General features: G+C 70.7%; 19 protein-coding genes. 15 read left to right on the top strand and 4 right to left on the bottom strand.

Annotated features, from left to right (window positions below):
- Positions 1–157: 157 nt before the first annotated feature.
- The 3 genes from secD to LR269_RS11270 all read left to right on the top strand — a co-directional run bounded on the left by secD (position 158) and on the right by LR269_RS11270 (position 5,128).
- Positions 158–1,780: a protein translocase subunit SecD gene (secD, locus tag LR269_RS11260; RefSeq protein ID WP_231432322.1), complete on the top strand. Its 1,623-nt coding sequence runs from the start codon at positions 158–160 to the stop codon at positions 1,778–1,780.
- Positions 1,780–2,799 (top strand): protein translocase subunit SecF, encoded by a 1,020-nt coding sequence (gene secF, locus LR269_RS11265; protein ID WP_231430875.1) that lies wholly within the window; start codon positions 1,780–1,782, stop codon positions 2,797–2,799. The genes secD and secF overlap by 1 nt, the downstream gene beginning before the upstream one ends.
- Positions 2,800–2,875: 76 nt before the next feature.
- Complete coding sequence (locus LR269_RS11270) at positions 2,876–5,128, top strand: bifunctional (p)ppGpp synthetase/guanosine-3',5'-bis(diphosphate) 3'-pyrophosphohydrolase (protein WP_275506907.1); 2,253 nt, start codon at positions 2,876–2,878, stop codon at positions 5,126–5,128.
- 22 nt (positions 5,129–5,150) lie between these two features.
- Here LR269_RS11270 and LR269_RS11275 read toward each other — a convergent pair whose 3' ends face one another.
- From LR269_RS11275 to LR269_RS11285, 3 genes are all read right to left on the bottom strand, one after another.
- Complete coding sequence (locus LR269_RS11275; protein WP_231430876.1) at positions 5,151–5,768, bottom strand: hypothetical protein; 618 nt, start codon at positions 5,766–5,768, stop codon at positions 5,151–5,153.
- A 97-nt stretch (positions 5,769–5,865) separates the two neighbouring features.
- The gene (locus LR269_RS11280) at positions 5,866–7,098 is read right to left on the bottom strand and encodes a DUF349 domain-containing protein (RefSeq protein ID WP_231430877.1); all 1,233 of its coding nucleotides are present in this window, start codon (positions 7,096–7,098) and stop codon (positions 5,866–5,868) included.
- 241 nt (positions 7,099–7,339) lie between these two features.
- The gene (locus LR269_RS11285) at positions 7,340–8,257 is read right to left on the bottom strand and encodes a peptidylprolyl isomerase (RefSeq protein ID WP_308191644.1); all 918 of its coding nucleotides are present in this window, start codon (positions 8,255–8,257) and stop codon (positions 7,340–7,342) included.
- On the opposite strand from LR269_RS11285, the gene LR269_RS11290 reads away from it, so the two are divergent.
- The 12 genes from LR269_RS11290 (at position 8,256) to aroQ (ending at position 21,826) form a co-directional block, all read left to right on the top strand.
- The gene (locus LR269_RS11290; protein WP_231430878.1) at positions 8,256–9,644 is read left to right on the top strand and encodes a replication-associated recombination protein A; all 1,389 of its coding nucleotides are present in this window, start codon (positions 8,256–8,258) and stop codon (positions 9,642–9,644) included. The two genes, LR269_RS11285 and LR269_RS11290, sit on opposite strands and share 2 nt — an antisense overlap.
- Positions 9,645–9,877: 233 nt before the next feature.
- On the top strand, positions 9,878–10,501 hold the full coding sequence (gene rpsD / locus LR269_RS11295; protein ID WP_231430879.1) for a 30S ribosomal protein S4: 624 nt from the start codon (positions 9,878–9,880) through the stop codon (positions 10,499–10,501).
- Between the two features lie 142 nt (positions 10,502–10,643).
- On the top strand, positions 10,644–10,844 hold the full coding sequence (locus LR269_RS11300) for a hypothetical protein (RefSeq protein WP_231430880.1): 201 nt from the start codon (positions 10,644–10,646) through the stop codon (positions 10,842–10,844).
- 59 nt (positions 10,845–10,903) lie between these two features.
- Positions 10,904–13,561, top strand: a complete 2,658-nt coding sequence (gene alaS, locus LR269_RS11305) for an alanine--tRNA ligase (protein WP_231430881.1) — start codon at positions 10,904–10,906, stop codon at positions 13,559–13,561.
- 7 nt (positions 13,562–13,568) lie between these two features.
- Positions 13,569–14,042, top strand: a complete 474-nt coding sequence (gene ruvX, locus LR269_RS11310; RefSeq protein ID WP_231430882.1) for a Holliday junction resolvase RuvX — start codon at positions 13,569–13,571, stop codon at positions 14,040–14,042.
- Between the two features lie 278 nt (positions 14,043–14,320).
- Positions 14,321–15,904: an endolytic transglycosylase MltG gene (mltG, locus tag LR269_RS11315; RefSeq protein ID WP_231430883.1), complete on the top strand. Its 1,584-nt coding sequence runs from the start codon at positions 14,321–14,323 to the stop codon at positions 15,902–15,904.
- Positions 15,897–16,751, top strand: a complete 855-nt coding sequence (locus tag LR269_RS11320) for a shikimate dehydrogenase (RefSeq protein WP_231430884.1) — start codon at positions 15,897–15,899, stop codon at positions 16,749–16,751. The genes mltG and LR269_RS11320 overlap by 8 nt, the downstream gene beginning before the upstream one ends.
- 21 nt (positions 16,752–16,772) lie before the next feature.
- Positions 16,773–17,990, top strand: a complete 1,218-nt coding sequence (gene aroC / locus LR269_RS11325) for a chorismate synthase (protein ID WP_231430885.1) — start codon at positions 16,773–16,775, stop codon at positions 17,988–17,990.
- Entirely contained in the window at positions 17,983–18,501 is a 519-nt protein-coding gene (locus tag LR269_RS11330; protein WP_231430886.1) for a shikimate kinase, read from the top strand. Before aroC ends, LR269_RS11330 begins: the two co-directional genes overlap by 8 nt.
- Positions 18,498–19,583, top strand: coding sequence for a 3-dehydroquinate synthase (gene aroB, locus LR269_RS11335; RefSeq protein ID WP_231430887.1), 1,086 nt, complete (start codon positions 18,498–18,500; stop codon positions 19,581–19,583). The genes LR269_RS11330 and aroB overlap by 4 nt, the downstream gene beginning before the upstream one ends.
- 95 nt (positions 19,584–19,678) lie before the next feature.
- Positions 19,679–21,256: an MFS transporter gene (locus LR269_RS11340; RefSeq protein WP_231430888.1), complete on the top strand. Its 1,578-nt coding sequence runs from the start codon at positions 19,679–19,681 to the stop codon at positions 21,254–21,256.
- A gap of 114 nt (positions 21,257–21,370) precedes the next feature.
- Positions 21,371–21,826, top strand: a complete 456-nt coding sequence (gene aroQ / locus LR269_RS11345) for a type II 3-dehydroquinate dehydratase (protein WP_231430889.1) — start codon at positions 21,371–21,373, stop codon at positions 21,824–21,826.
- A gap of 26 nt (positions 21,827–21,852) precedes the next feature.
- Here the strand turns inward: aroQ and LR269_RS11350 are convergent, their stop codons facing one another.
- The gene (locus LR269_RS11350) at positions 21,853–22,308 is read right to left on the bottom strand and encodes a luciferase family protein (protein ID WP_231430890.1); all 456 of its coding nucleotides are present in this window, start codon (positions 22,306–22,308) and stop codon (positions 21,853–21,855) included.
- Positions 22,309–22,411 lie beyond the last annotated feature (103 nt).

Consider the following 22,411-nt stretch of genomic DNA (forward strand, 5'->3'; position numbering starts at 1 on the left):
GCGCGATGTCGCGCGGGCTCCTGCAGAGAAAGCAGAACACGTGGCTGCACCATCGAAGCGGTCATCCCGGCCGACGCCCGTCCGCAAGGCATGGCGATCCCTCATCTGGCTCGGGGTCATCATCGCCCTCCTGTTCGGCATCAACGCGGCCGGCGTGATGTGGGGCGGCGGCTCGTGGACGCCGAAGCTCGCCCTCGACCTCGAGGGCGGCACGCAGATCATCCTCGCGCCGAAGCTCGAGACGGGTGACACGGCGTCGCAGGAGCAGCTCGACCAGGCGGTGTCGATCATCCGCCAGCGCGTCGACGCGTCCGGTGTCGCCGAGGCCGAGATCAACACCGAGGGCCAGAACATCGTCGTTCGGATCCCCGGTGAGCTCGACGACCAGACCCGTGCTCGCATCGAGCAGTCCGCGAAGCTCGAACTGCGCGCGGTGCTGCTCGCCGATGCGGCGACGAACCAGACGATCGACCCGAGCGCGAGCCCGTCGCCGACCGAGGCCCCTGCGGAGGAGCTCGAATCGACGCCGACGGCCGTGCCGACCGACGGCAGCGACCCCGCGTGGATCACGCCCGCGCTGCAGGAGGAGTTCGATTCGTTCGACTGCTCGCAGATGGACGAGACCGACGCGAGCGTCGCGCCGGCCGACGAGCCGCTCGTCACGTGCGACGTGACCCGCACGGCGAAGTACCTGCTCGGCCCCGTCGAGGCGAGCGGCGAGAACATCGTCGACGCGACGAACGGCATGGTCACCACGCAGACCGGTGCCTCCACCGGCCAGTGGGCCGTGAACATCACCTTCGACGAGAAGGGCACCGACGAGTTCGCCAAGGTCAGCACGCGGCTCTTCGCCCTGTCGGGGCAGACGCCGCGCGACCAGTTCGCGTTCGTGCTCGACGGCGCCGTCCTCACGGCGCCCGCGATGAACGGCGCGATCACCGACGGTCGCCCGCAGATCACCGGCAGCTTCACGCAGGAGTCGTCGAAGGCCCTCGCCGATCAGCTGAAGTTCGGTGCCCTGCCGATCAGCTTCACGGTGCAGTCGTCCGACACGATCTCGGCGACGCTCGGCTCCTCCCAGCTCCAGTCGGGGCTCGTCGCCGGTCTCATCGGTCTCATCCTCGTCGTGATCTACACCCTGTTCCAGTACCGCGCGCTCGGCTCGGTGACGATCGCGTCGCTCATGATCGCGGCGCTCATCACCTACCTGATGATCACGATCCTGTCGTGGCGCGAGGGCTACCGACTGTCGCTCGCCGGCATCGCGGGTCTGATCGTCGCGATCGGCTTCACCGCCGACTCGTTCATCGTGTACTTCGAACGCGTGAGAGACGAGTTGCGCGACGGCCGTCCGCTCGTCGGGGCGGTCGAGGCCGGGTGGAAGCGCGCCTTCCGCACGATCCTCGCCTCGAAGGGCGTCAACCTGCTCGCCGCGATCGTGCTGTTCATCCTCGCGGTCGGCAGCGTGAAGGGCTTCGCCTACACCCTCGGCCTCACGACGATCATCGACGTCGTCATCGTCATCCTGTTCACGCACCCGATGCTGCAGCTGCTCGCGCAGACGAAGTTCTTCTCGAGCGGCAACCCGTGGTCGGGTCTCGACCCGAACGCCCTCGGCGCCGTGTATCGCGGTCGTGCCGAGTTCCGCAAGCCGACGGCCCTGCCCGCCAAGAAGGCCGCATCGAGCGCCAAGGAGGCGCAGCGCCGGCAGACGATCGCCGAGCGCAAGGCGGCCGCCGTCGGGGCCGGCAGTACCGAGAACGAGGGGAAGGACTCCTGATGGCGAACCGTCTCACGACCTTCGGTAACGACCTCTACACCGGCAAGCGTTCGTTCAACTTCGTCGGCGGCCGCAAGAAGTGGTTCACGATCGCCGGCGTGATCGTCCTGCTCTCGGTCGTCATCCCGCTCCTGACCGGCGTGAACTTCAGCATCGAGTTCCGCGGCGGGTCGCAGTTCCAGATCTCCGGCGTCGACAACGCGACGGCGCAGCCGGCGATCGATGCGGTGGAGTCGGTCGTCCCCGACACGACCACCAAGGTGACCATCGTCGGCGACGTCGGCGTTCGCGTGCAGACCGACCAGCTCTCGCAGGACGACTCGCACGAGGTCGCCTCGGCGCTGGCCGAGGCGTACGACGTGCCCGAGTCCGAGGTCACGACCTCGTTCGTCGGCCCGAGCTGGGGCGCGGACGTCACGCGCCAGGCCGTCGTCGGCCTCATCGCGTTCGTGCTGCTGGCCGCGCTCGTCATGGCGTTGTACTTCCGCACGTGGAAGATGTCGCTCGCCGCGATCCTCGCGCTCATGGCCGACCTCGTGATCACGACGGGCGTGTACGCCGCGGTCGGTTTCGAGATCAGCCCGGCGGCGATGATCGGTATCCTCACGATCCTCAGCTACTCGCTGTACGACACGGTCGTCGTGTTCGACAAGATCCGCGAGAACACCGCCGAAGACGGGCAGGAGTCGCGGCGCACCTTCGCCGAGTCGGTGAACCTCGCGGTCAACCAGACCCTCGTTCGCTCGATCAACACGAGCGTCGTGGCCGCCCTCCCGGTCGCGTCGATCCTGTTCATCGGTGCGGGCGTGCTCGGTGCCGACACCCTGCGCGACATCTCGCTCGCACTGCTCATCGGCATCCTCGTCGGCACCTGGTCGACCGTCTTCCTCGCGGCGCCACTGTACTCGTTGCTCCGCGAAGGCGAGCCCGAGATCAAGCGTCACGACCAGAAGGTCCTCAAGGAGCGGGAGCGCGCGGGGTCGTCGGCGAGCACGGTCGAGGCGCTGCCCAGCGCATGACGTTCGCCCCCGGCGTGCGCCCTCGTGCACGCCGCACCCTCCGGAGCGGTGATAATTGAGTTCTGGAGGTGCGCGGGTGACGGAGACCGGGGTCAATTCGACGGCGTCGCTGCGCCGTCTCGTGCCGCGGATCTTCTCCAAGGCGCAGCCGTCGGGTGCGGTCGACACGCTCATCCGCACGGTGCGCATGCACCACCCGAAGGCCGACGTCGCGCTCATCGAACGCGCGTACACGGTCGCCGATCGGGCGCACGAGGGGCAGAAGCGCAAGAGCGGCGAGCCGTACATCACGCACCCGATCGCCGTCGCGCAGATCCTCGCCGACCTCGGCATCGGCTCCAAGACGGTGGCGGCGGCGCTGCTGCACGACACCGTCGAAGACACGGCATACACGCTCGACGAGGTGCGTGCCGACTTCGGCGATGAGATCGCGATGCTCGTCGACGGCGTGACGAAGCTCGACAAGGTCAAGTACGGCGACTCCACCCAGGCCGAGACGGTGCGCAAGATGATCGTCGCGATGTCGAAGGACATCCGCGTGCTGATCATCAAGCTCGCCGACCGACTCCACAACGCACGCACGTGGGGCTTCGTGCCGGCCGAGAAGGCGGCGCGCAAGGCGACCGAGACGCTCGAGATCTACGCCCCCCTCGCGCATCGCCTCGGCATCCAGGCGATCAAGTGGGAGCTCGAGGACCTCTCGTTCGCGGTGCTCTACCCGAAGCTCTACGCCGAGATCGAGAGCCTCGTGAAGCAGCGCACCCCGCAGCGCGAGGAGTTCGTGCAGAACGTCATCGACCTCGTCAATGACGACCTCAAGGCTGCGAAGATCCGCGGCAAGGTCGTCGGGCGTCCGAAGCAGTACTACTCGATCTACCAGAAGATGATCGTGCGGGGCCGCGACTTCGACGAGATCTACGACCTCGTCGGCATCCGCGTGCTCGTCAACTCGGTGCGCGACTGCTACGCCGTGCTCGGTGCCATCCACGCCCGCTGGACCCCGCTGCCCGGCAGGTTCAAGGACTACATCGCGACTCCGAAGTTCAACCTCTACCAGTCGCTGCACACGACGGTGATCGGGCCGAAGGGCCGCGCGGTCGAGATCCAGATCCGCACGCACGACATGCACCAGCGCGCCGAGTACGGCGTCGCCGCGCACTGGAAGTACAAGGAGCAGACGACCGGCAAGTCGGCCGGCGGTCCGGCGCTCGCGAACGAGACCGACATGGCCTGGCTCGCCCACATCTCCGACTGGCAGGCCGAGACGGCCGACCCGGGGGAGTTCCTCGATTCGCTCCGGTTCGAGATCGGTGCGAAAGAGGTGTACGTGTTCACGCCGAAGGGGCGTGTGATCGGCCTTCCCTCAGGGGCCACGCCGGTCGACTTCGCGTACGCGGTGCACACCGAGGTCGGCCACCGCACGATGGGCGCCAAGGTCAACGGGCGACTGGTCCCGCTCGAGAGCGAGCTGTCGAGCGGCGACGTCGTCGAGGTGTTCACCTCGAAGAACCCCGACTCCGGCCCGAGCAAAGACTGGCTCGGGTTCGTCAAGAGTCCGCGCGCCCGCAACAAGATCCGGCAGTGGTTCACGAAGGAGCGCCGCGACGAGGCGATCGAGCAGGGCCGCGACGCGATCGCCCGCGCGATGCGCAAGCAGAACCTGCCGCTCCAGAAGCTCATGAGCCAGGAGTCGTTCGCCGAGGTCGCCGCGCAGCTGCACTACGACGACGTCTCCTCGCTCTATGCGGCCGTCGGCGAGGGGCACGTCTCGACGCAGTCGGTGCTCGAGAAGGTCGTCTCGCTCGTGCGCGACATCGACGACGTCGACGAGCCCGACCTTCCGCTGCCGGCCCGTTCGCGGCCGCTTCCGCGACATTCCGACTCCGGGGTGCTCGTGCGCGGAGCGCCCGACATCCTCGTCAAGCTGGCTCGTTGCTGCACGCCCGTGCCGGGCGACCAGATCGTCGGCTTCATCACCCGAGGTGCCGGCGTCTCGGTGCACCAGGCGAACTGCCACAACGTGCAGTCGCTCATGCGCGAGCCGGAGCGGATGATCGACGTCGAGTGGGCGCCGAGCTCGAAGAGCGTCTTCCTCGTGCAGATCCAGATCGAGGCGCTCGATCGATCGGGCCTGCTCTCCGACGTGACGCGCGTCCTCTCGGAGCACCACGTCAACATCCTCTCGGCGAACGTCTCGACGTCGACCGACCGTCTCGCGCTCAGCCGCTTCGTCTTCGAGATGGGCGACACGACGCACCTCGACCGGGTGCTGAACGCCGTCCGCCGCATCGACGCCGTCTACGACGTCTACCGCGTCAGCGACGGCTGAAGCGTCAGCGACGGCCGAACCGTCAGCGACGGCCGAACCGCGCCGAGGACGGTTCGCGCGCGAACTCCGCACGCAGCCTCCCCTCGACGCGTACGGCCGTCTCGGCGCGGCCGAGGCGCTCGAACGCTCGGGCACGGTGCGGCAGCCGGTGTGCGTCGGCGAGACGATCGCGCACCCGTCCGGCGAAGCCGTCGCGAGCGCCGATCATGCGCGCCAGCACCTGCTCGACCGGCTCGTCGCCGATCGTGGGATCGCGCAGCAGGTCGAACGCCGTGCGCACGTCGTCGGTGCACGCGATGCCGTCGTGGCGCACGACCTCGTCGTCGCCGATCGACACCTCGCGGACCACCGCGGCACGGGCGGAGACGACAGCGACGCGGGCCTCGTGCGGCACGCAGAACTGCGCGACCTCCGGCGGAGCGTCGAGCGCGCCGTGCACCCAGGCCGCTGACAACCGCTCGATGATGAGTGCGCGGGGCGCGCGCCGGGCGACAACCGCCGCGCGCAGGCTCGGCAGGTCGGGTTCGTCGATCGGCGCCCAGGCGTCGTCGATATGGAAGAGTTCGCCGTCGATGCGGGCCGCGCACAGCTCGGCGAGCGGCAGGTCATCGGTGCCGAGCACTGCGGGAAGTCGCGCCATCACCCCATGCTGCGGTATCCGCGGTGCCGGAAACGGGCGATCGGCCGTCCTGTGGAGAACGGCCGATCACACGTGGATGTCGCGGAGGAGTCGAACCTCAGCCGCCGACGGCCTTCAGCCAAGCACGGCGAGCCTCGAGCGCCTCGCGTGCCTCTGCGGCGGCCTTGTCGTCGCCGGCCGCCTCTGCGGCGGAGAGCTCGGACTCGAGCTTCTCGATCGCCTCCTGGAGCTGACCGAGCATGCCCTCGGAACGCGCCTTCTTCTCGGGGTCCTCGCGCTGCCAGCGCTCGTCCTCCAGCGAGCGGACGTGGTTCTCGACCTTGCGGAGGCGATCCTCGATCGGGCGGACCTGATCGCGGGGGACGCGGCCGATCTCGTCCCACTGGCGCTGGATGCGGTTGAGCGCGGCGCGCGCGGGCTTCGGGTCCTTCTCGCCGAGCAGGACCTCGGCCTCGGTCAGGAGCACGAGCTTCTCGTCGAGGTTCGCGCGGTACGCCTCGTCCTCCTTCGCGTCGATCTCGGCCTTGGCGTCGAAGAGCACGTCGCCCGCGGCCTTGAAGCGTGCCCAGAGCTGGTCGTCGAGCTTCTTGCCGGCGCGTCCGGCCAGCTTCCACTCGTCGAGGAGACTGCGGTAATCGCCGACCGCGTCGGCACCGCGCGGTGCGAGCGCCTCGGCGCGCTCGATGAGTCGCTGCTTGCGAGCGCGCACATCGCGGTGGCTCGCGTCGAGCTCGGCGAAGAAGGCCTTGCGATGCTGCTCGATGGTCGAGCGTGCGGCGCGGAACCGCTTCCACAGGTCGTTCGCCTCGCCCTTGGGAAGCCGGGGGCCCTCCTGCTGGTGGCGCTGCCAGCTCGCGAAGAGGGCGTCGAGCTCTGCGGAGGTCTGCTTCCACTGGGTCTTCGCCGGGTCTTGAGCAGCGAGCCGCTCGGCCTGCTCGACGATGCGCGTGCGCTCGGTGATCGCCTCGCCCAGCGCCGCCTTCGCCTCGGCCTGCTGCTGTTCGGTGAGCTCCTTCGTCGTGCCCGAGAGGGCCTCGAGCCGACGGGAGAGCGCGTCGAGGTCGCCGACCGCGTGGGCATCGGCGACGGAGTCGGTGAGCGCCGCCACGGCCTTCGCCACGTCGGCCGCGGGCGCGCCGCGACGCACGCGCTGCTCGAGCAGCGTGACCTGACCGGCGAGGTCGGCGTACTTGCGCTCGAAGTACGCGAGCGCCTCCTCAGCCGTGGCATCGGGGTACTGGCCGACCTCGCGTTCGCCGTCGCTCGTGCGGACGAAGACGGTGCCCGTCTCGTCGACGCGGCCCCACGGTTGCTGATCTGATTCGGTCACGGCCTCACCCTGTCGTAGGTCGGATGCCGCCATCGGCGGCGATGCTGCGGTCAAGCCTACTGAGCGGCGGACACGGGCTGTGCCGCCGCGTCGTAGGTCGGATGCCGCCATCGGCGGCGATGCTGCGGTCAAGCCTACTGAGCGGCGGTCACGGGCTGTGCCGCCGCGTCGTAGGTCGGATGCCGCCATCGGCGGCGATGTGCTGTCAAGCCTATTGCACCGGTCGAAGACGGCGCCGCGCTCACTCGATCGTGACGGAGGTGATCGTCGTGGGGACGGTCGGGGCGCCGTCGGACGCTCCATCGGCCGGTCCGGCATCGGTGATGCCCGCCCGCAGCTCGTCGAGCCCGCTCGTCACCCGACCGATCACCGTGTATCCGCCGTCGTCGGTCGGGAGCGTCGTGTCCTCATAGACGATGAAGAACTGGCTGCCCTGGCTGTACGTGTTTCCGGGCTGGCGCGCCATCGCGATCGTGCCGGCGGGGTAGACCCCGTCGGCCGGCGCGTTCTCGATGGGGCCGTAGCTGTAGCCCGGGCCACCGCTGCCGTCGCCGTTCGGGTCGCCGCACTGCAGGACCCAGATCGAGTCCTTCGTGAGCCGGTGGCAGCTGACGCCGTCGTAGAAGCCCGACTGGATGAGGCTGATCTCGCTCGACACCGCCTGCGGTGCCGCGGCGCCGTCGAGCTCGACCCCGAGCGGGATCTCGTTGAGCGTCAGCGTCCCGGTCCAGGTCCGGTCCTCGGCCAGGTCGGCCGAGGGCACGTCGCCCTGGTTCTCGCCGGCGGCGGCCGACGGCGTCGGCGTGGCCGAGGCCTCGGGCTCCGGGCTCCCCGGGCCGCCGTTGAAGAAGAAGAGCTGCGCACCGACGGCGAGGGCCAGCACGACGACGAGCGTGATGCTCGCGATGACGTTGTCGCGCGTGCGACGCCGCTGCTTGCCGGCGTGCACCTCTTGCCTGGCCTGGTAGGTGCGGAGGCGTGCGCGTTCCTCGCGTGCCTGACGGTCGTTCGATGCCACGCCTGCTCCTTCTCGGCCGACCCCCTCGTGGGAGTGCTGCTGCGAGCCGACTCTACAAAAGCCCTCGGGCGTGCACCAATCGCCGCGCTGCACGGCGGCGCAGAAGGCGGTGTCGGATGCCGCGGCTACGCTTGATCGCATGGTGGATTCCGGCCCGGGACTGCGCTCGGGCGCGACCCCGCTCGCAGTGCGCATGCGCCCGACCAGCCTCGACGAGGTCGCCGGGCAGCGGCATCTGCTGACCCCCGGTTCGCCGCTCGTGGCGCTGGCCGGCGATCGCACCGGCGAGAGCGGGTCGGTGTCGGTCATCCTCTGGGGGCCGCCCGGTACGGGCAAGACGACGCTCGCCCAGGCGATCGCCCGATCGTCGGGGCGCAAGTTCGTCGAACTCTCCGCCGTCACTGCCGGCGTGCGCGACGTGCGCCACGTGATGGAGGAGGCCCAGGCCAGCCGCGACCTCTACGGCATCTCCACCGTCCTCTTCCTCGACGAGATCCACCGCTTCACGAAGGCGCAGCAAGACGCATTGCTGCCGGGCGTCGAGAACGGGTGGGTGATCCTCGTCGCCGCGACGACCGAGAACCCGTCGTTCTCGGTGATCTCGCCCTTGCTGTCGCGGTCCCTGCTGCTGACGCTCGAACTCCTGAGCGACGACGATCTCGGTGTGCTCGTCGACCGTGCCGTCGCCGATCCGCGAGGGCTCGCGGGCAAGGTCGTGCTCGACCCCGAGGCGCGAGCGGCGATCGTGCGGCTCGCCTCGGGTGACGCCCGTCGCGCGCTCACCGCGCTCGAGGCCTCGGCGATCTCCGCCGCGGCCGAGCCGGCCGTGGCGGCGGAGACGTCCGACGGCGACTCCGAGTCGGGGGAGCGCGAGGCCGAGGCATCCTCGCCGGTCATCACCGCCGATGTGGTGGCGCGCGCCGTCGACCGGGCGCTCCTGCGCTACGACCGAAACGGCGACGAGCACTACGACGTGATCAGCGCCTTCATCAAGTCGGTGCGCGGCAGCGACGTCGACGCTGCACTGCACTATCTCGCGCGCATGATCGAGGCGGGCGAAGACCCGCGGTTCATCGCGCGCCGCATCATCGTGCTCGCCTCGGAAGACATCGGCCTCGCCGACCCGCAGGCGCTCGGCGTCGCGGTCGCCGCCGCCGACGCGGTGCAGTACATCGGCATGCCCGAAGGGCGCATCCCGCTCGCGCAGGCCGTGGTGCACCTCGCAACGGCGCCGAAGTCGAACGCCGCGTACCTCGGCATCGACCAGGCCATCGCCGACGTGCGCGCGGGCAAGGCCGGGCGAGTGCCGAAACACCTGCGCGATGCGCACTACCCGGGGGCGAAGCGGCTCGGGCACGGCAAGGGCTACCGGTATCCGCACGACGACGCGATCGGCGTCGTCGCGCAGGAGTACCTGCCCGACACCCTGCGCGGCGCGGTCTACTACGAGCCGACCGAGCACGGCAACGAGCGCGAGGTCTCCGCACGCCTCGCGAAGATCCGGCGCATCGTGCGCGGCGAGCGCTGAGTCGGGGCGCCGGCGGGCGTCGCGAGACGGCAGCGCCCTCGAAGTCGGCGCGCCCCCGGCGTGATACGATGGTCGCTGGCCTGAAGCCAGATCCTCGAGCGCGGCTGCGAGAGGGTCACCGGCGAGTGGGTGCGATCTGTAGCCGATCCACCCCTGGCGAATCCCTCTGACACAGATCTGCGGCGCACGAACGCGCCGCGGGTTTCACTTGAGATTCTTCCGAAAGGACATTCGTGTCGAACCGTTCCCGCAGCAAGACCCGCCTCTCCCGTGCGCTCGGCGTGGCCCTCACCCCGAAGGCCGCCCGCTACATGGAGAAGCGCCCCTACGCTCCCGGTGAGCACGGCCGCACCAAGCGCAAGGCCGACAGCGACTTCGCGGTCCGTCTGCGCGAGAAGCAGCGCCTGCGCGCCCAGTACGGCATCCGCGAGAAGCAGCTGAAGATCGCCTACGTCGAGGCCAAGCGCACCGCCGGCCAGACGGGTGAGAACCTGGTCGAGCTGCTCGAGATGCGCCTCGACGCGCTCGTGCTGCGCGCCGGCTTCGCCCGCACCATCTCGCAGGCCCGCCAGTTCGTGGTGCACCGCCACATCCTCGTCGACGGCCAGCTCGTCGACCGCCCGTCGTTCCGCGTGAAGCCGGGCCAGCTCGTGCACGTGAAGACCCGCAGCGAGGGCACCGAGCCGTTCCAGGTCGCCGCCGCCGGCGGTCACGCCGACGTGCTCCCCAAGGTTCCGGGCTACCTCGAGGTCGAGCTCGACAAGCTCCAGGCCAAGCTCGTCCGTCGCCCGAAGCGGGCCGAGGTCCCCGTGACCTGTGACGTCCAGCTCGTCGTCGAGTACTACGCGGCTCGCTGACGCAGGCTGCACCGAACAGGGGTCGCGGGGTTTCCCGCGGCCCCTGTTCCGCATTCGGCGGGCGGCCCGGCCCGCGCCACTAGACTGATCCGAGGCGTGCCGAGCGCCATGGCGTCGGCGAGAGATCGAACAGGGAGCACCCGTGAAGAGCATTCTGTGGTTCACCGTCGGCGTCGCGGCCGGATTCGTGGTCGCGCACCAGGTCAACCAGACCAAGCAGGGCCGCGACTTCTTCGAGTCGATCGACGCGAAGGCGCGAGCGTTCGGCCACGCGATCGCCGAGGGCTACCACGCCCGCGACGCCGAGCTGCGCGCCGAGGCGGGCCCCGCCGCCGAGCGCTGAGCCACCACCCCATCTCCTTCCGGCCCGGGCGACCCCGGGCTCGACCCCAGAACGGAACCATGCAGACTGCCGACATCCGCCAGCGCTGGCTGGACTTCTTCGCCGAGCGCGGCCACACCGTCGTGCCCTCGGCCTCGCTCGTCTCCGACGACCCGACGCTGCTCTTCACGGTCGCCGGCATGGTGCCGTTCGTGCCGTACCTGACCGGGCTGGTGCCCGCTCCGTACCCGCGTGCCACGAGCGTGCAGAAGTGCATCAGGACGAACGACATCGAAGAGGTCGGCAAGACGCCGCGTCACGGCACGTTCTTCCAGATGAACGGCAACTTCTCGTTCGGCGACTACTTCAAGGAAGGCGCCATCTCGATGGCGTGGGAACTGCTCACCACGCCCGAGGACGGCGGCGGCTACGGCTTCGACCCGAACGACCTCTGGGTGACCGTCTACGAAGACGACGACGAGGCGATCGAGATCTGGAAGCGCGTCGCGGGCCTGCCCGACGAGCGCATCCAGCGCCTCGGCAAGGACACGAACTACTGGCACACCGGGCAGCCCGGCCCCGCGGGACCCTGCTCCGAGATCTTCTTCGACCGCGGCCCCGAGTACGGCATCGACGGCGGTCCCGCGACCGACGACGACCGCTACGTCGAGATCTGGAACCTCGTGTTCATGCAGTACCTCATCGACGACGTGGTGTCGAAGACCGACTTCCGCATCGTCAAGGAACTGCCGAAGAAGAACATCGACACCGGCATGGGGCTCGAGCGCGTCGCCTTCATCAAGCAGGGCGTCGACAACATGTACGAGATCGACCAGGTGCGTCCGGTGCTCGACAAGGCCGCCGAGCTCTCCGGGCGCCGGTACGGCGCCGACCACGAGGACGACGTGCGGATGCGCGTCATCGCCGATCACATCCGCTCTGCGCTGATGCTCATGAGCGACGGGGTGAGCCCGTCGAACGAGGGGCGCGGCTACATCCTGCGACGGCTCCTCCGCCGCAGCATCCGGGCCATGCGGCTGCTCGGCGTCGAGGGCCCGACGTTCCGCGAGCTGTTCGCGGCATCGCGCGACGCGATGAAGTCGGCCTACCCCGAGGTCGCGCGCGACTACGCGCACATCGAGCAGCTCGCCCTCGGCGAGGAGGAGACGTTCCTCCGCACACTGTCGGCCGGAACGTCGATCCTGGACCTCGCCGTCGAGAAGACGAAGGACGCCGGGCGCGCGCAGCTCGCCGGCGACACGGCGTTCCTCCTTCACGACACGTACGGCTTCCCGATCGAGCTCACGCTCGAGATGGCCGACGAGGCCGGCCTCGCGGTCGACCGTGCCGCGTTCGACGAACTCATGACGGCGCAGCGCACCCGTGCGAAGGCCGACGCGAAGTCGAAGAAGAAGGTGCTCGCCGATCTCTCGGTGTACGCCGACTTCCGGGCCAAGGGCGAGACGGTCTTCACGGGCTACACCGAACTGGCGACCGAGTCGAGCGTGCTCGGCCTGCTCGTCGACGGCCGGCCGGCGCAGCGCGCCGTCGCCGGACAGACGGCCGAGGTCATCCTCGCCGAGACGGCGCTCTACGCGGAGTCCGGCGGACAGGCGCCCGACCAGGGGCGCATCGTCGGCGACGGCTACGAGCTCGAGGTGCTCGACGTGCAGAAGCCCGTCAAGGGCCTCATCAGCCACACGGTCAAGGTCGTCTCGGGCGAGGTCGGCGTCGGGGAGCGGGCGACGAGCCTCGTCGATGAGGACTACCGGCGAGGGGCGACCCAGGCGCACTCGGGGACGCACATCGTGCACGCCGCGCTGCGTCAGGTGCTCGGTCCGAACGCGCACCAGTCGGGCTCGTTCAACAAGGCCGGCTACCTGCGCCTCGACTACGGCTGGAACTCGGCGCTCTCGGCTGAGACGCGCAGCGAGATCGAGGAGATCTCGAACTCGGCGATTCGCGACAACCTGCAGGTCGTCACGCGCGAGCTCCCGCTCGACGAGGCGAAGGCGCTCGGGGCGATGGCGCTCTTCGGCGAGAAGTACGGCGACGTCGTGCGCGTCGTCGACATCGGCGGTCCCTGGTCGCGCGAGCTCTGCGCGGGCACCCACGTGTCGACGAGCTCCGAGATCGGCATGATCAACATCGTCGGCGAGTCGTCGGTGGGTGCGTCGAATCGCCGTGTGGAGTCCCTCGTCGGTCTCGAGGCGTTCCGGCGATTCGCTGCCGAGCGCGCACTCGTCACGGAGCTCACCTCGACGCTGAAGACGCGACCCGAGCAGCTCGTCGACCGCGTCGGCGAACTGGTGACCAGCCTGAAGGCCGCGGAGAAGCGCATTCAGGCGTTCGAGGCGAAGGCGCTGAAGGACCGCGTCCCGGCGCTGGCCGCGAAGGCCACGCGTGTCGGCGACGTGCTGCTCGTGGCCGAGCCGGCCGGAGAACTGGGCTCGGGCGACGAGCTGCGCTCGCTCGCGCTCTCGGTGCGCGCACAGCTCGGCGACGTCGACGCGGTCGTCGCCCTCGCGGGCGAGGTCGGCGGCAAGCCGCTCACGATCGTCGCGACGACGCCGGGTGCGCGCGAGCACGGTGCGAACGCGGGCGCCCTCGCGAAGGCGGCCGCGGCCGCGCTCGGCGGCGGTGGCGGCGGCAAGCCCGATCTCGCGCAGGGCGGCGGCAGCGACCTCTCGGCGATCCCCGCGGCCCTCGAGGCCGTGCGCCGCGGGCTCGGCGGGTAGACGAGCGATGCGATCCGGGGCGAGGCTCGGCATCGACGTCGGGCGCGCCCGGATCGGCGTGTCGCGATGCGACAGCGGCGGGCTGCTCGCGGTACCGGTCGAGACGGTGCCGCGCTCGGCCGAGGGCGACGCCGACGTGCGACGCATCCTCGCCATCGCCGACGAGTACGAGGCGATCGAGCTCGTCGTCGGCAACCCGCTGTCGCTCTCGGGCGCGCCGACGCCGTCGACGGACGATGCCGTCGAGTTCGCGGGCCGGCTCGCGGGCGCGAGCCCCGGACGTCCGGTGCGCCTCGTCGATGAGCGACTGTCGACCGTGAGCGCGCAGCAGGCGCTGCGCGCGACCGGGAAGAAGGCGAAGCAGCAGCGTCCCATCGTCGACCAAGTCGCAGCCGTTATCATTCTGCAACATGCGATCGACGCCGAGCGCGCCTCCGGGCACGCTCCGGGTCGAACCCTCGACACCGATGAAGGGCCCTGACCCCTGTGACCCAGCTCCCCCCAGAGCACCCAGAGGCTGACGCGCTCATGCGCGACTGGCAGGCGATGCTCGCCGGCCAGCAGCCGACGACGACGAAGCCCTCGCCGGTCATGCCGCTCCCCACGGCTCCGCCGGCGCAGTCGACCTCGCCCGGCGCGCAGGCGGCACCGCCGGCGTCTCCCCGGCAGCCCGTCCGACCCGCTGCGGACCGGCCGGTTGCACCCGTCGAGCCCGCACCGGGATCCGCGGCCCCCGACGGACCTCCCGAGGGTCGGCAGATGACCCGTCGAGAAGCCCGCGAGGCCGAACAGCGCCGGGCGGCCGTCGAAGCCGCGACATCGAACGGCGCCGCGCCGGTCGCCCCCTCGACCGGTCCCACCCCGGCGGCGCCCTGGACGGGCCCCGCCCCCGCCGCAGCACCGACCGGCGCCGGAACGGCCGCGCCGTGGGACGGGCCCACGGCGACCGGTCCCGCGCCGACCACGCCGCCGACCGGACCGGCCCCGACGAGTCAGGGCCTCTCGGCCGTGGCCGAGCAGTTCGCGGCGCCGGTCTCCGCCGCCGCAGCGGCGTCGGGCCCGGTGCCGTCGATCGCCCCGGTCTCGGCACCCGGCGCGTCGCAGACCGACGCCACCGCGCTCGCGCCCGACGCTCCGGCCGCCGCCTTCGCGGCGCTGCTCGGCGGGCCCGAGACCGGCGACGGACCCGAGCCGCCGCGGCGCAAGCCCACCCGCGCCGAACGCCGCGCCGCGGCATCCTTCGACCATCACGAACCCGATGGGCACGAGAAGCCCCGTCGCCGCGGAGGCTGGGGCTGCCTCATCGGCCTCCTCGTGGTCGCGGGTCTCGGCGTCGGCGCCTTCTTCTTCCTGCAGGGCCCGATCAACGCCGTCATCGAGCGGTTCCAGCCCGCCGCCGACTACGAAGGCCAGGGCACGGGCGAGGTCGTCTTCATGATCCACGAGGGCGACACGGGCGAGTCGATCGCCACGAACCTCGTCGCCGAGAAGGTCGTCGCGAGCGAGGACGCCTTCCTCGAGGCGGTCGCCGACGCCGACCCGTCGCCGATCTTCTACCCGGGCGCATACAAGCTCGCCGAGAAGATGAGCGCCCAGGCCGCGCTCGACGCCCTCGAAGACCCGGCGAGCAAGCTCGAGAACACCTTCGTGATCCCCGAGGGCACCGCGACCGTCGACGCCCTGCCGAGGATCGCAGAGGGCACCGGCATCCCGCTCGAGGAGCTCGAGGCCGCTGCGGCCGAGTCGCCGCAGTCGTACGGGCTGCCCGCCGAGGCGAAGAGCCTCGAAGGATTCCTCTTCCCGGCGACGTACACGCTCGACCCAGACGCCGACGCCCGTGCCGTGCTGCAGACGCTCGTCGACCGGCAGTTCCAGGCGCTCGACGAGGCGGGGGTCGCCCCCGAGGACCGCTGGAAGACGATCGTGCTCGCCGCCCTCGTGCAGCGCGAGGCGGGCCTCAAGGACGACTACTACAAGGTGTCCCGCGTCTTCCTCAACCGGCTCGACCCGGCGAAGTGGGAGAGCGGGCTGCTGCAGTCCGACGCGACCGTCGCCTACGGCACCGGCAACACCCACCTCGTCACGACGACCGACGCCGAGCGCGAGGACGCGTCGAACCCGTACAACACGTACGTGCACCCCGGCCTGCCGGTCGGCCCCATCTCGAACCCCGGCGACCTCGCCATCGATGCGGCGGTCCATCCCGCCGACGGACCGTGGCTGTTCTTCGTGACGTGGAACCTCGACACCGGCGAGACGATCTTCTCCTCGACCGTCGAGGAGCACGATGCCGCCGTCGAGAAGTGGCTCGCCTGGATGGAGGACCACCCCGAGTATGGCTGAGCCGCTGCCTTCTCGACCGGGCGCTCGCCTCGCGGTGCTCGGGTCGCCGATCGCGCACTCGAAGAGTCCGGCGCTGCATCGCGCCGCCTACTCGCGGCTCGGCCTGGACTGGGAGTACACGGCGGTCGAGATGACCGGTGAGCGACTGCCGGGCTTCATCGACGGGCTGGATGACTCGTGGCGCGGCCTGTCGCTCACGATGCCGCTCAAGCAGGACGTGCTGGCGCTCGTCGACGAGGTCGACGAGCTCGAACGGCTGACGGGGGCGGCCAACACCGTCGTCTTCGACGACGGTGTGCGGCGGGGCTTCAACACCGATGTCGGCGGGATCGTGCGTGCGCTGGGGGAGTCGGGCGTCGGCCGGGTCCGCACGGGTGCGCTCATCGGCGCGGGTGCGACGGCGGCATCGGCACTCATCGCGATGGCCGAGCTCGGCGCCCGTGAGGTGCGGGTGCTCGTGCGCCGACCGGGTTCGGCCGCGGCGCTCGGCGACCTCGGGCGGCGTGCAGGGGTCGTCGTCGACGAGCTTCCGATCGACGCGCTCGCGGAGCTCGGCGCCGGTGATGCCGAGCTCGTGATCGCGACCGTGCCGGGCGGCTCCGACCTCGGGGTCGCGCCGTCGGCCGTACTCGTCGACGGCAGCGTGCTGCTCGACGTGGCCTACGACCCGTGGCCGAGCACCCTCGGCGCGGCCTGGCTCGCGCGATCGGGGCGAGTGGTGCACGGACTCGGCATGCTGCTGCACCAGGCGCTGCTGCAGGTGCGCGTGTTCGTGCACGGCGACCCGTTCACCGAGCTGCCCGACGAGGACGACGTGCTCCGCGTCATGCGCGAAGCCGTGCGCTGACGCTGTGGAAGTATAGAAGGCATGCTCCGTTGGCTCACTGCCGGAGAGTCGCACGGCCCTGAGCTCGTCGCGATCCTCGAGGGTCTTCCCGCCGGCACCCCCGTCTCACTCGATCTCATCCGCGACGATCTCGCGCGCCGCAAGCTCGGCTACGGCCGCGGCGCCCGCATGAAGTTCGAGCAGGACGAGCTGGCGATCTCGGGCGGCGTGCGTCACGGGCTCAGCCTCGGCAGCCCCATCGCGCTGCGCGTCGGCAACACGGAGTGGCCGAAGTGGCAGGAGGTCATGAGCCCTGAGCCCATCGACCCGGCGAAGCTCGGTCGTGGCCGCGGAGCACCGCTCACCCGCCCGCGCCCCGGACACGCCGATCTCGTCGGCATGCAGAAGTACGGCTTCGACGAGGCGCGCCCCGTGCTCGAGCGGGCGAGCGCGCGTGAGACCGCCGCCCGGGTCGCCCTCGGCGCGGTGGCGAAGTCGTTCCTCGCCGAGCTCGGCATCACGACCATCGCCCACACGCTCTCGATCGGCCCGGTGCGCGTGCCCGACGACGCGGCGCTGCCCCTGCCGGCCGACCTCGCAGCGGTCGATGCCGACCCGCTGCGCTGCTTCGACGCCGACACGAGCGCCCGCATGGTCGCCGAGGTCGACGACGCGCACAAGTCGGGTGACACGCTCGGCGGCGTCGTCGAGGTGCTGGCCTACGGTGTGCCGCCCGGACTCGGGTCGCACGTGCACTGGGACCGTCGGCTCGACGCCCAGCTCGCGGCCGCACTCATGGGCATCCAGGCGATCAAGGGCGTCGAGGTCGGCGACGGGTTCGAGACCACGCGTCGTCGCGGGTCGGCCGCGCACGACGAACTGCACCTCGCCGACGGGCGGATCGAACGTGCCAGCGATCGGGCCGGCGGCACCGAGGGCGGCATGTCGACCGGCACCGTCCTGCGCGTACGTGCCGGTATGAAGCCCATCGCGACCGTGCCCCACGCCCTGCCCACGATCGACGTCGCGACGGGGGAGCCCGCTCCTGCGCACCACCAGCGTTCCGACGTCTGCGCGGTTCCGGCGGCCGGCGTCGTCGCCGAGGCGATGGTCGCGCTCGTCCTCGCGAACGCCGTCCTCGAGAAGTTCGGCGGTGACTCCGTCGTCGAGACGCGCCGCAACCTCGAGTCGTACCTCACCGCCATCCCCGAAGCACTCCGCACCCAGGGCGCGACCGGTGCGACGGTCGCCGGTGTCTGAGCGCGCACGCCTCGCGCTGCCGATCGTGCTCGTCGGGCCGATGGGCGCCGGCAAGTCGCGCGTCGGACAGCGGCTCGCGAACGACGCCGGGGCGCCGTTCGTCGACACCGACGTGCGCATCGCCGAGCGCTACGGCCCGATCGACGAGATCTTCGACCGCGAGGGCGAGGAGTACTTCCGCATCGTCGAGCGCGAGGTCGTCGCCGAGGCGCTCCGCGAGGAGGCGGTCGTGTCGCTCGGAGGCGGCGCCGTGCTGCACGCCGACACCCGCGACGATCTCGCGTCGCTGCCGGTCGTGTGGCTGCAGGTCTCGCGCGAGGCGGTGACGCCGCGGCTCACCGGGGGCAACCGGCCGCTGATCGCGGCCGGCGGCATCGAGGCCTGGGCGGCGATCCTCGAGGCGCGCCGACCGCTCTACGAGGCGGTCGCCGACCTCGCCATCGACACCTCGCGCCGCTCGGTCGCGCGGATCGTCGACGACATCACCGAGCGTTTCGGAGGAGCACGATGACCGCAGGCGACGAGCGCACGAGCATCCGGGTCGGCGGCGAGTCCGGTTACGACGTGATCATCGGACGGGGCGTCACCGCCGGCATCGCCGACGCACTCGGATCGGCGGTCAAGAAGGTGCTCGTCGTGCACCCGGCGACGCTCGGCGCGCGCGCCGCCGAACTGCGTGAATCGCTCTCCGACCGGTTCGAGGTGCTGCTCGCCGAGGTGCCCGACGCCGAGGCCGGAAAGCGCATCGAGGTCGCGGCCTTCTGCTGGCAGGTGCTCGGCCAGGCCGACTTCACGCGCAGCGATGCCATCGTCGGCTTCGGGGGTGGAGCGATCACCGACCTCGCGGGCTTCGTCGCCGGCACGTGGCTGCGCGGCGTGCGCGTCGTGCAGGTGCCGACCACCGTCCTCGGCATGGTCGACGCCGCCGTCGGCGGCAAGACGGGGATCAACACGAACGAGGGCAAGAACCTCGTCGGCGTCTTCCACGCCCCCGCCGAGGTGATCTGCGACCTCGACCTGCTCGATACCCTGCCGAAGAACGAGATCCTCGCCGGGTTCGCCGAGATCGTCAAGGCCGGCTTCATCCGCTACCCCGAGATCCTCGACACGATCGAGGCCGACCCCGAGCGGGCCACCGACCCGTCGACGCCCGAGTTCCGTCGCGTGATCGAGTTGTCGATCCGCATGAAGGCCGACGTGGTCTCCGAGGACTTCACCGAGCAGGGCCTGCGCGAGATCCTGAACTACGGGCACACGCTCGGCCACGCGGTCGAACATGCCGAGCGCTACCAGTGGCGGCACGGCGCGGCGGTGTCGGTCGGACTCGCGTTCGCCGCGGAGCTCGGACGGCTCTCGGGCCGCCTCTCCGACGAGGTCGCCGACCGCCACAAGCGAGTGCTCGACCTGCTCAGCCTGCCGACGAGCTACCCGGCCGGGCGATGGAACACGCTGCTCGCGACCATGCAGCGCGACAAGAAGGCACGAGCCGGCCAGCTTCGGTTCATCGTGCTCGACGACCTCGCGAAGCCCACCGTCATGCTGGCGCCCGACCAGTCGCTGCTCTTCGCCGCCTATCAGGAGATCGCGAGCTGAACGCCCCGCCGCGATTCACAGAGATCGCGTGATGCCGGCCCCGTGACGTCGGTGCCAGACTGGCGCCCGCGCAGGGGCGCCCGAGGGGGAACGGCATGAGCAGCACGATGAAGAAGACGGCCACGGGCGCGACACTCGTCACGCTCATCCTCGTGGCGGCGGTCGCGAACCTGCCGCTCGCCGTGGCGAACGTGGCGCTGCCCGACATCGGCAAGGCGTTCGACGCATCCCAGACGGAGCTCAACCTCGTCGCGGTGGGCTACTCGCTCGGCCTCGCCGCGTCGGTGCTGTGGCTCGGCGCGGTCGGCGACCGCTACGGCCGGAAGTCGATGCTGCTCATCGGCGTGCTGCTCTCGCTGCCGGCCTGCCTCGTCGCGGCGTTCGCGCCGACGATCGAGGTGCTCATCATCGCCCGCATCGTCGGCGGCCTCGCCGCGGGCATGGCGTACCCGACGACCCTCGCGCTCATCACGGCCCTGTGGTCGGGTGCCGAACGCACCAGGTCGATCGCGCTGTGGTCGGCGATCGGCGGCGCCATCTCCGCGCTCGGGCCGCTCATCTCCGGGTTCCTGCTGGAGATCTTCTCCTGGGGGTCGGTCTTCCTCGTGACGCTGCCCCTGATCGTCGTCGCGGTGCCGATGGTGCTGAAGTTCGTGCCCGCGCACGTGAACGAGTCGACCGAGCGGGTCGACAACCTCGGTGGCCTGCTCTCGGCCCTCATGGTCGGCGGCCTCATCCTGGCGATCAACTTCGCGGCAGTACCGAACTCGGGCACCCTCGTGCTCGGCCTGTCGATCATCGGCGCGGCGGCGCTCATCGGCTTCGTCATCCGCCAGCGCCTCGCCAAGAACCCGCTGTACGATCTGGCGATCGCGGCTCGCCCGATCTTCTGGGTCGCGGCCTGTGCGGGGATCATCGTGTTCGGTTCGCTCATGGGCGCCATGTTCATCGGCCAGCAGTACCTGCAGAACGTGCTCGGGTACACGACCGTCGAATCGGGCTTCGCGATCCTGCCGGCCGCGATCTTCATGGTCCTGCTCGCACCCCGGTCGGCGAAGCTCGTCGAGACGCGGGGCGCCCGCTTCACGCTGCTGCTCGGCTACACGGGCGTGCTCCTCGGATTCCTGACGATGCTGCTGCTCTGGCGCGAGGGCGCGCAGTACTGGGTGGTCGGCCTCGGTTACGCGTTCGTCGGCGCCGGCGTCGGGCTCGCCGGCACGCCGGCGTCGAGGTCGCTCACCGGTGCCGTGCCGGTGCGACGTGCGGGCATGGCCTCGGGCACCGCCGACCTGCAGCGCGACCTCGGCGGCGCGATCATGCAGTCGATCCTCGGTGCGCTGCTCACCGCGGGCTACGCCGCGTCGGCGACCGCGCTCATGAAGGGCTCGCCCGACGCCGACCAGATCACGAGCTCGGTGCAGAGCCAGCTGACGAAGTCGTTCGCGAGCGCGACCGACATCGCCGAGCAGTACCCGAAGTACTCCGATGCCATCATCCAGGGGGCGAAGCAGTCGTTCGAGCAGGGGCAGGACTGGGCGTACCTCGCGGGCATCATCGCGGTGCTGATCGGCGCGGTGCTCGTCATCTGGAAGTTCCCGAACGCCCAGCGGGAGCGCGAACTGCTCGCGCAGTACCACGCTGAGGATCAGGGGGAGCCGCAGCCCGCGGAGTGAGGTGGTGCGCGAGTCGGTGAGCATCGGCGGACCGCGGGGCAGAACGGGCCGACGCGCGCGGCAGCGGTAGGCTGCCCGGATGACGAACACCACTGCCCCGAAGGGACCCGCGGCATGACCGGGCGTCGGCTCCTGCTCGTCAACGGACCCAACCTGAACCTGCTCGGCACCCGCGAGCCCGAGGTCTACGGCACCGAGACGCTCGCCGATGTCGAGCGGCTGGTCGAGGATTCGGCGGCAGTGCTCGGCTTCGACGTCCGGGCCGTGCAGAGCAACCACGAGGGCGTGCTCATCGACGCCATCCACGATGCGCGCGCCGACTGCGCCGGCATCGTGATCAACCCGGGCGGGTTGACGCACACGTCGGTCGTGCTCCGCGACGCACTCGCGGGCGTCGCACTGCCCGTCGCCGAGGTGCACATCTCCGATGTCATGCAGCGCGAGCCGTTCCGCCACCACTCGTACGTCGCCGACGTGGCCGTGGTGCACGTCGTCGGCGAGGGGGTCGCCGGCTACGCGACCGCGGTGCGCCGGCTCATCGCTGCGATCGAGGGCCAGGCCGACGGCTGACCCGATGCCGGCCGGCCGGCCGTCGCTCAGCCGCCCCGAGCGAAGTCGAGGCTCTCGACGACGATCGCCACGACGACCGCGAGTTCGGCCTCGTCGCGCGGACCGTAGACCATGTACTCCGTCCCGTGGTCCTCGTACTGGTGGGGTTCGGCCCACCCCAGCTCGGTCAACCGAGCCCCGCGCCAGGCGGGCAGCACCAGGTGCATCGAGGTGTCGGAGACTCCGTGCAGGTGCACGGGCTCGAGCCGGCCGTCGGGGAACAGCGAGGTCTCGGGGGAGCCTGCGGTCTCGACCTCGGTGAGGAACACCGCGCGCGACGACATCGGCGACACCTGGCTGTGGCCCTCGACGACGCCGTCGAGGGCGAACACGGCCGCGACGAGCCGCCCCCACATCTCGGGCGGAGCCTGCTGGGTGAGCTGGCGCTGCGGGCCCTCGGTGGAGACCTGCGGCCGGGGGCCGCGTCGGGGAGGTGCGATCATCCCGTCAGCGTAGGTCATCGGCGCAGGCCCGGCACGAGGCATCCGCCTGCGGCCCGCGCGCGTTGGCGCTGCCGGAGCCGAGCGACTAAACTCGACCGACTGA

This window comes from Agromyces sp. S2-1-8, assembly GCF_021129215.1.
Lineage (GTDB): Bacteria > Actinomycetota > Actinomycetes > Actinomycetales > Microbacteriaceae > Agromyces > Agromyces chromiiresistens.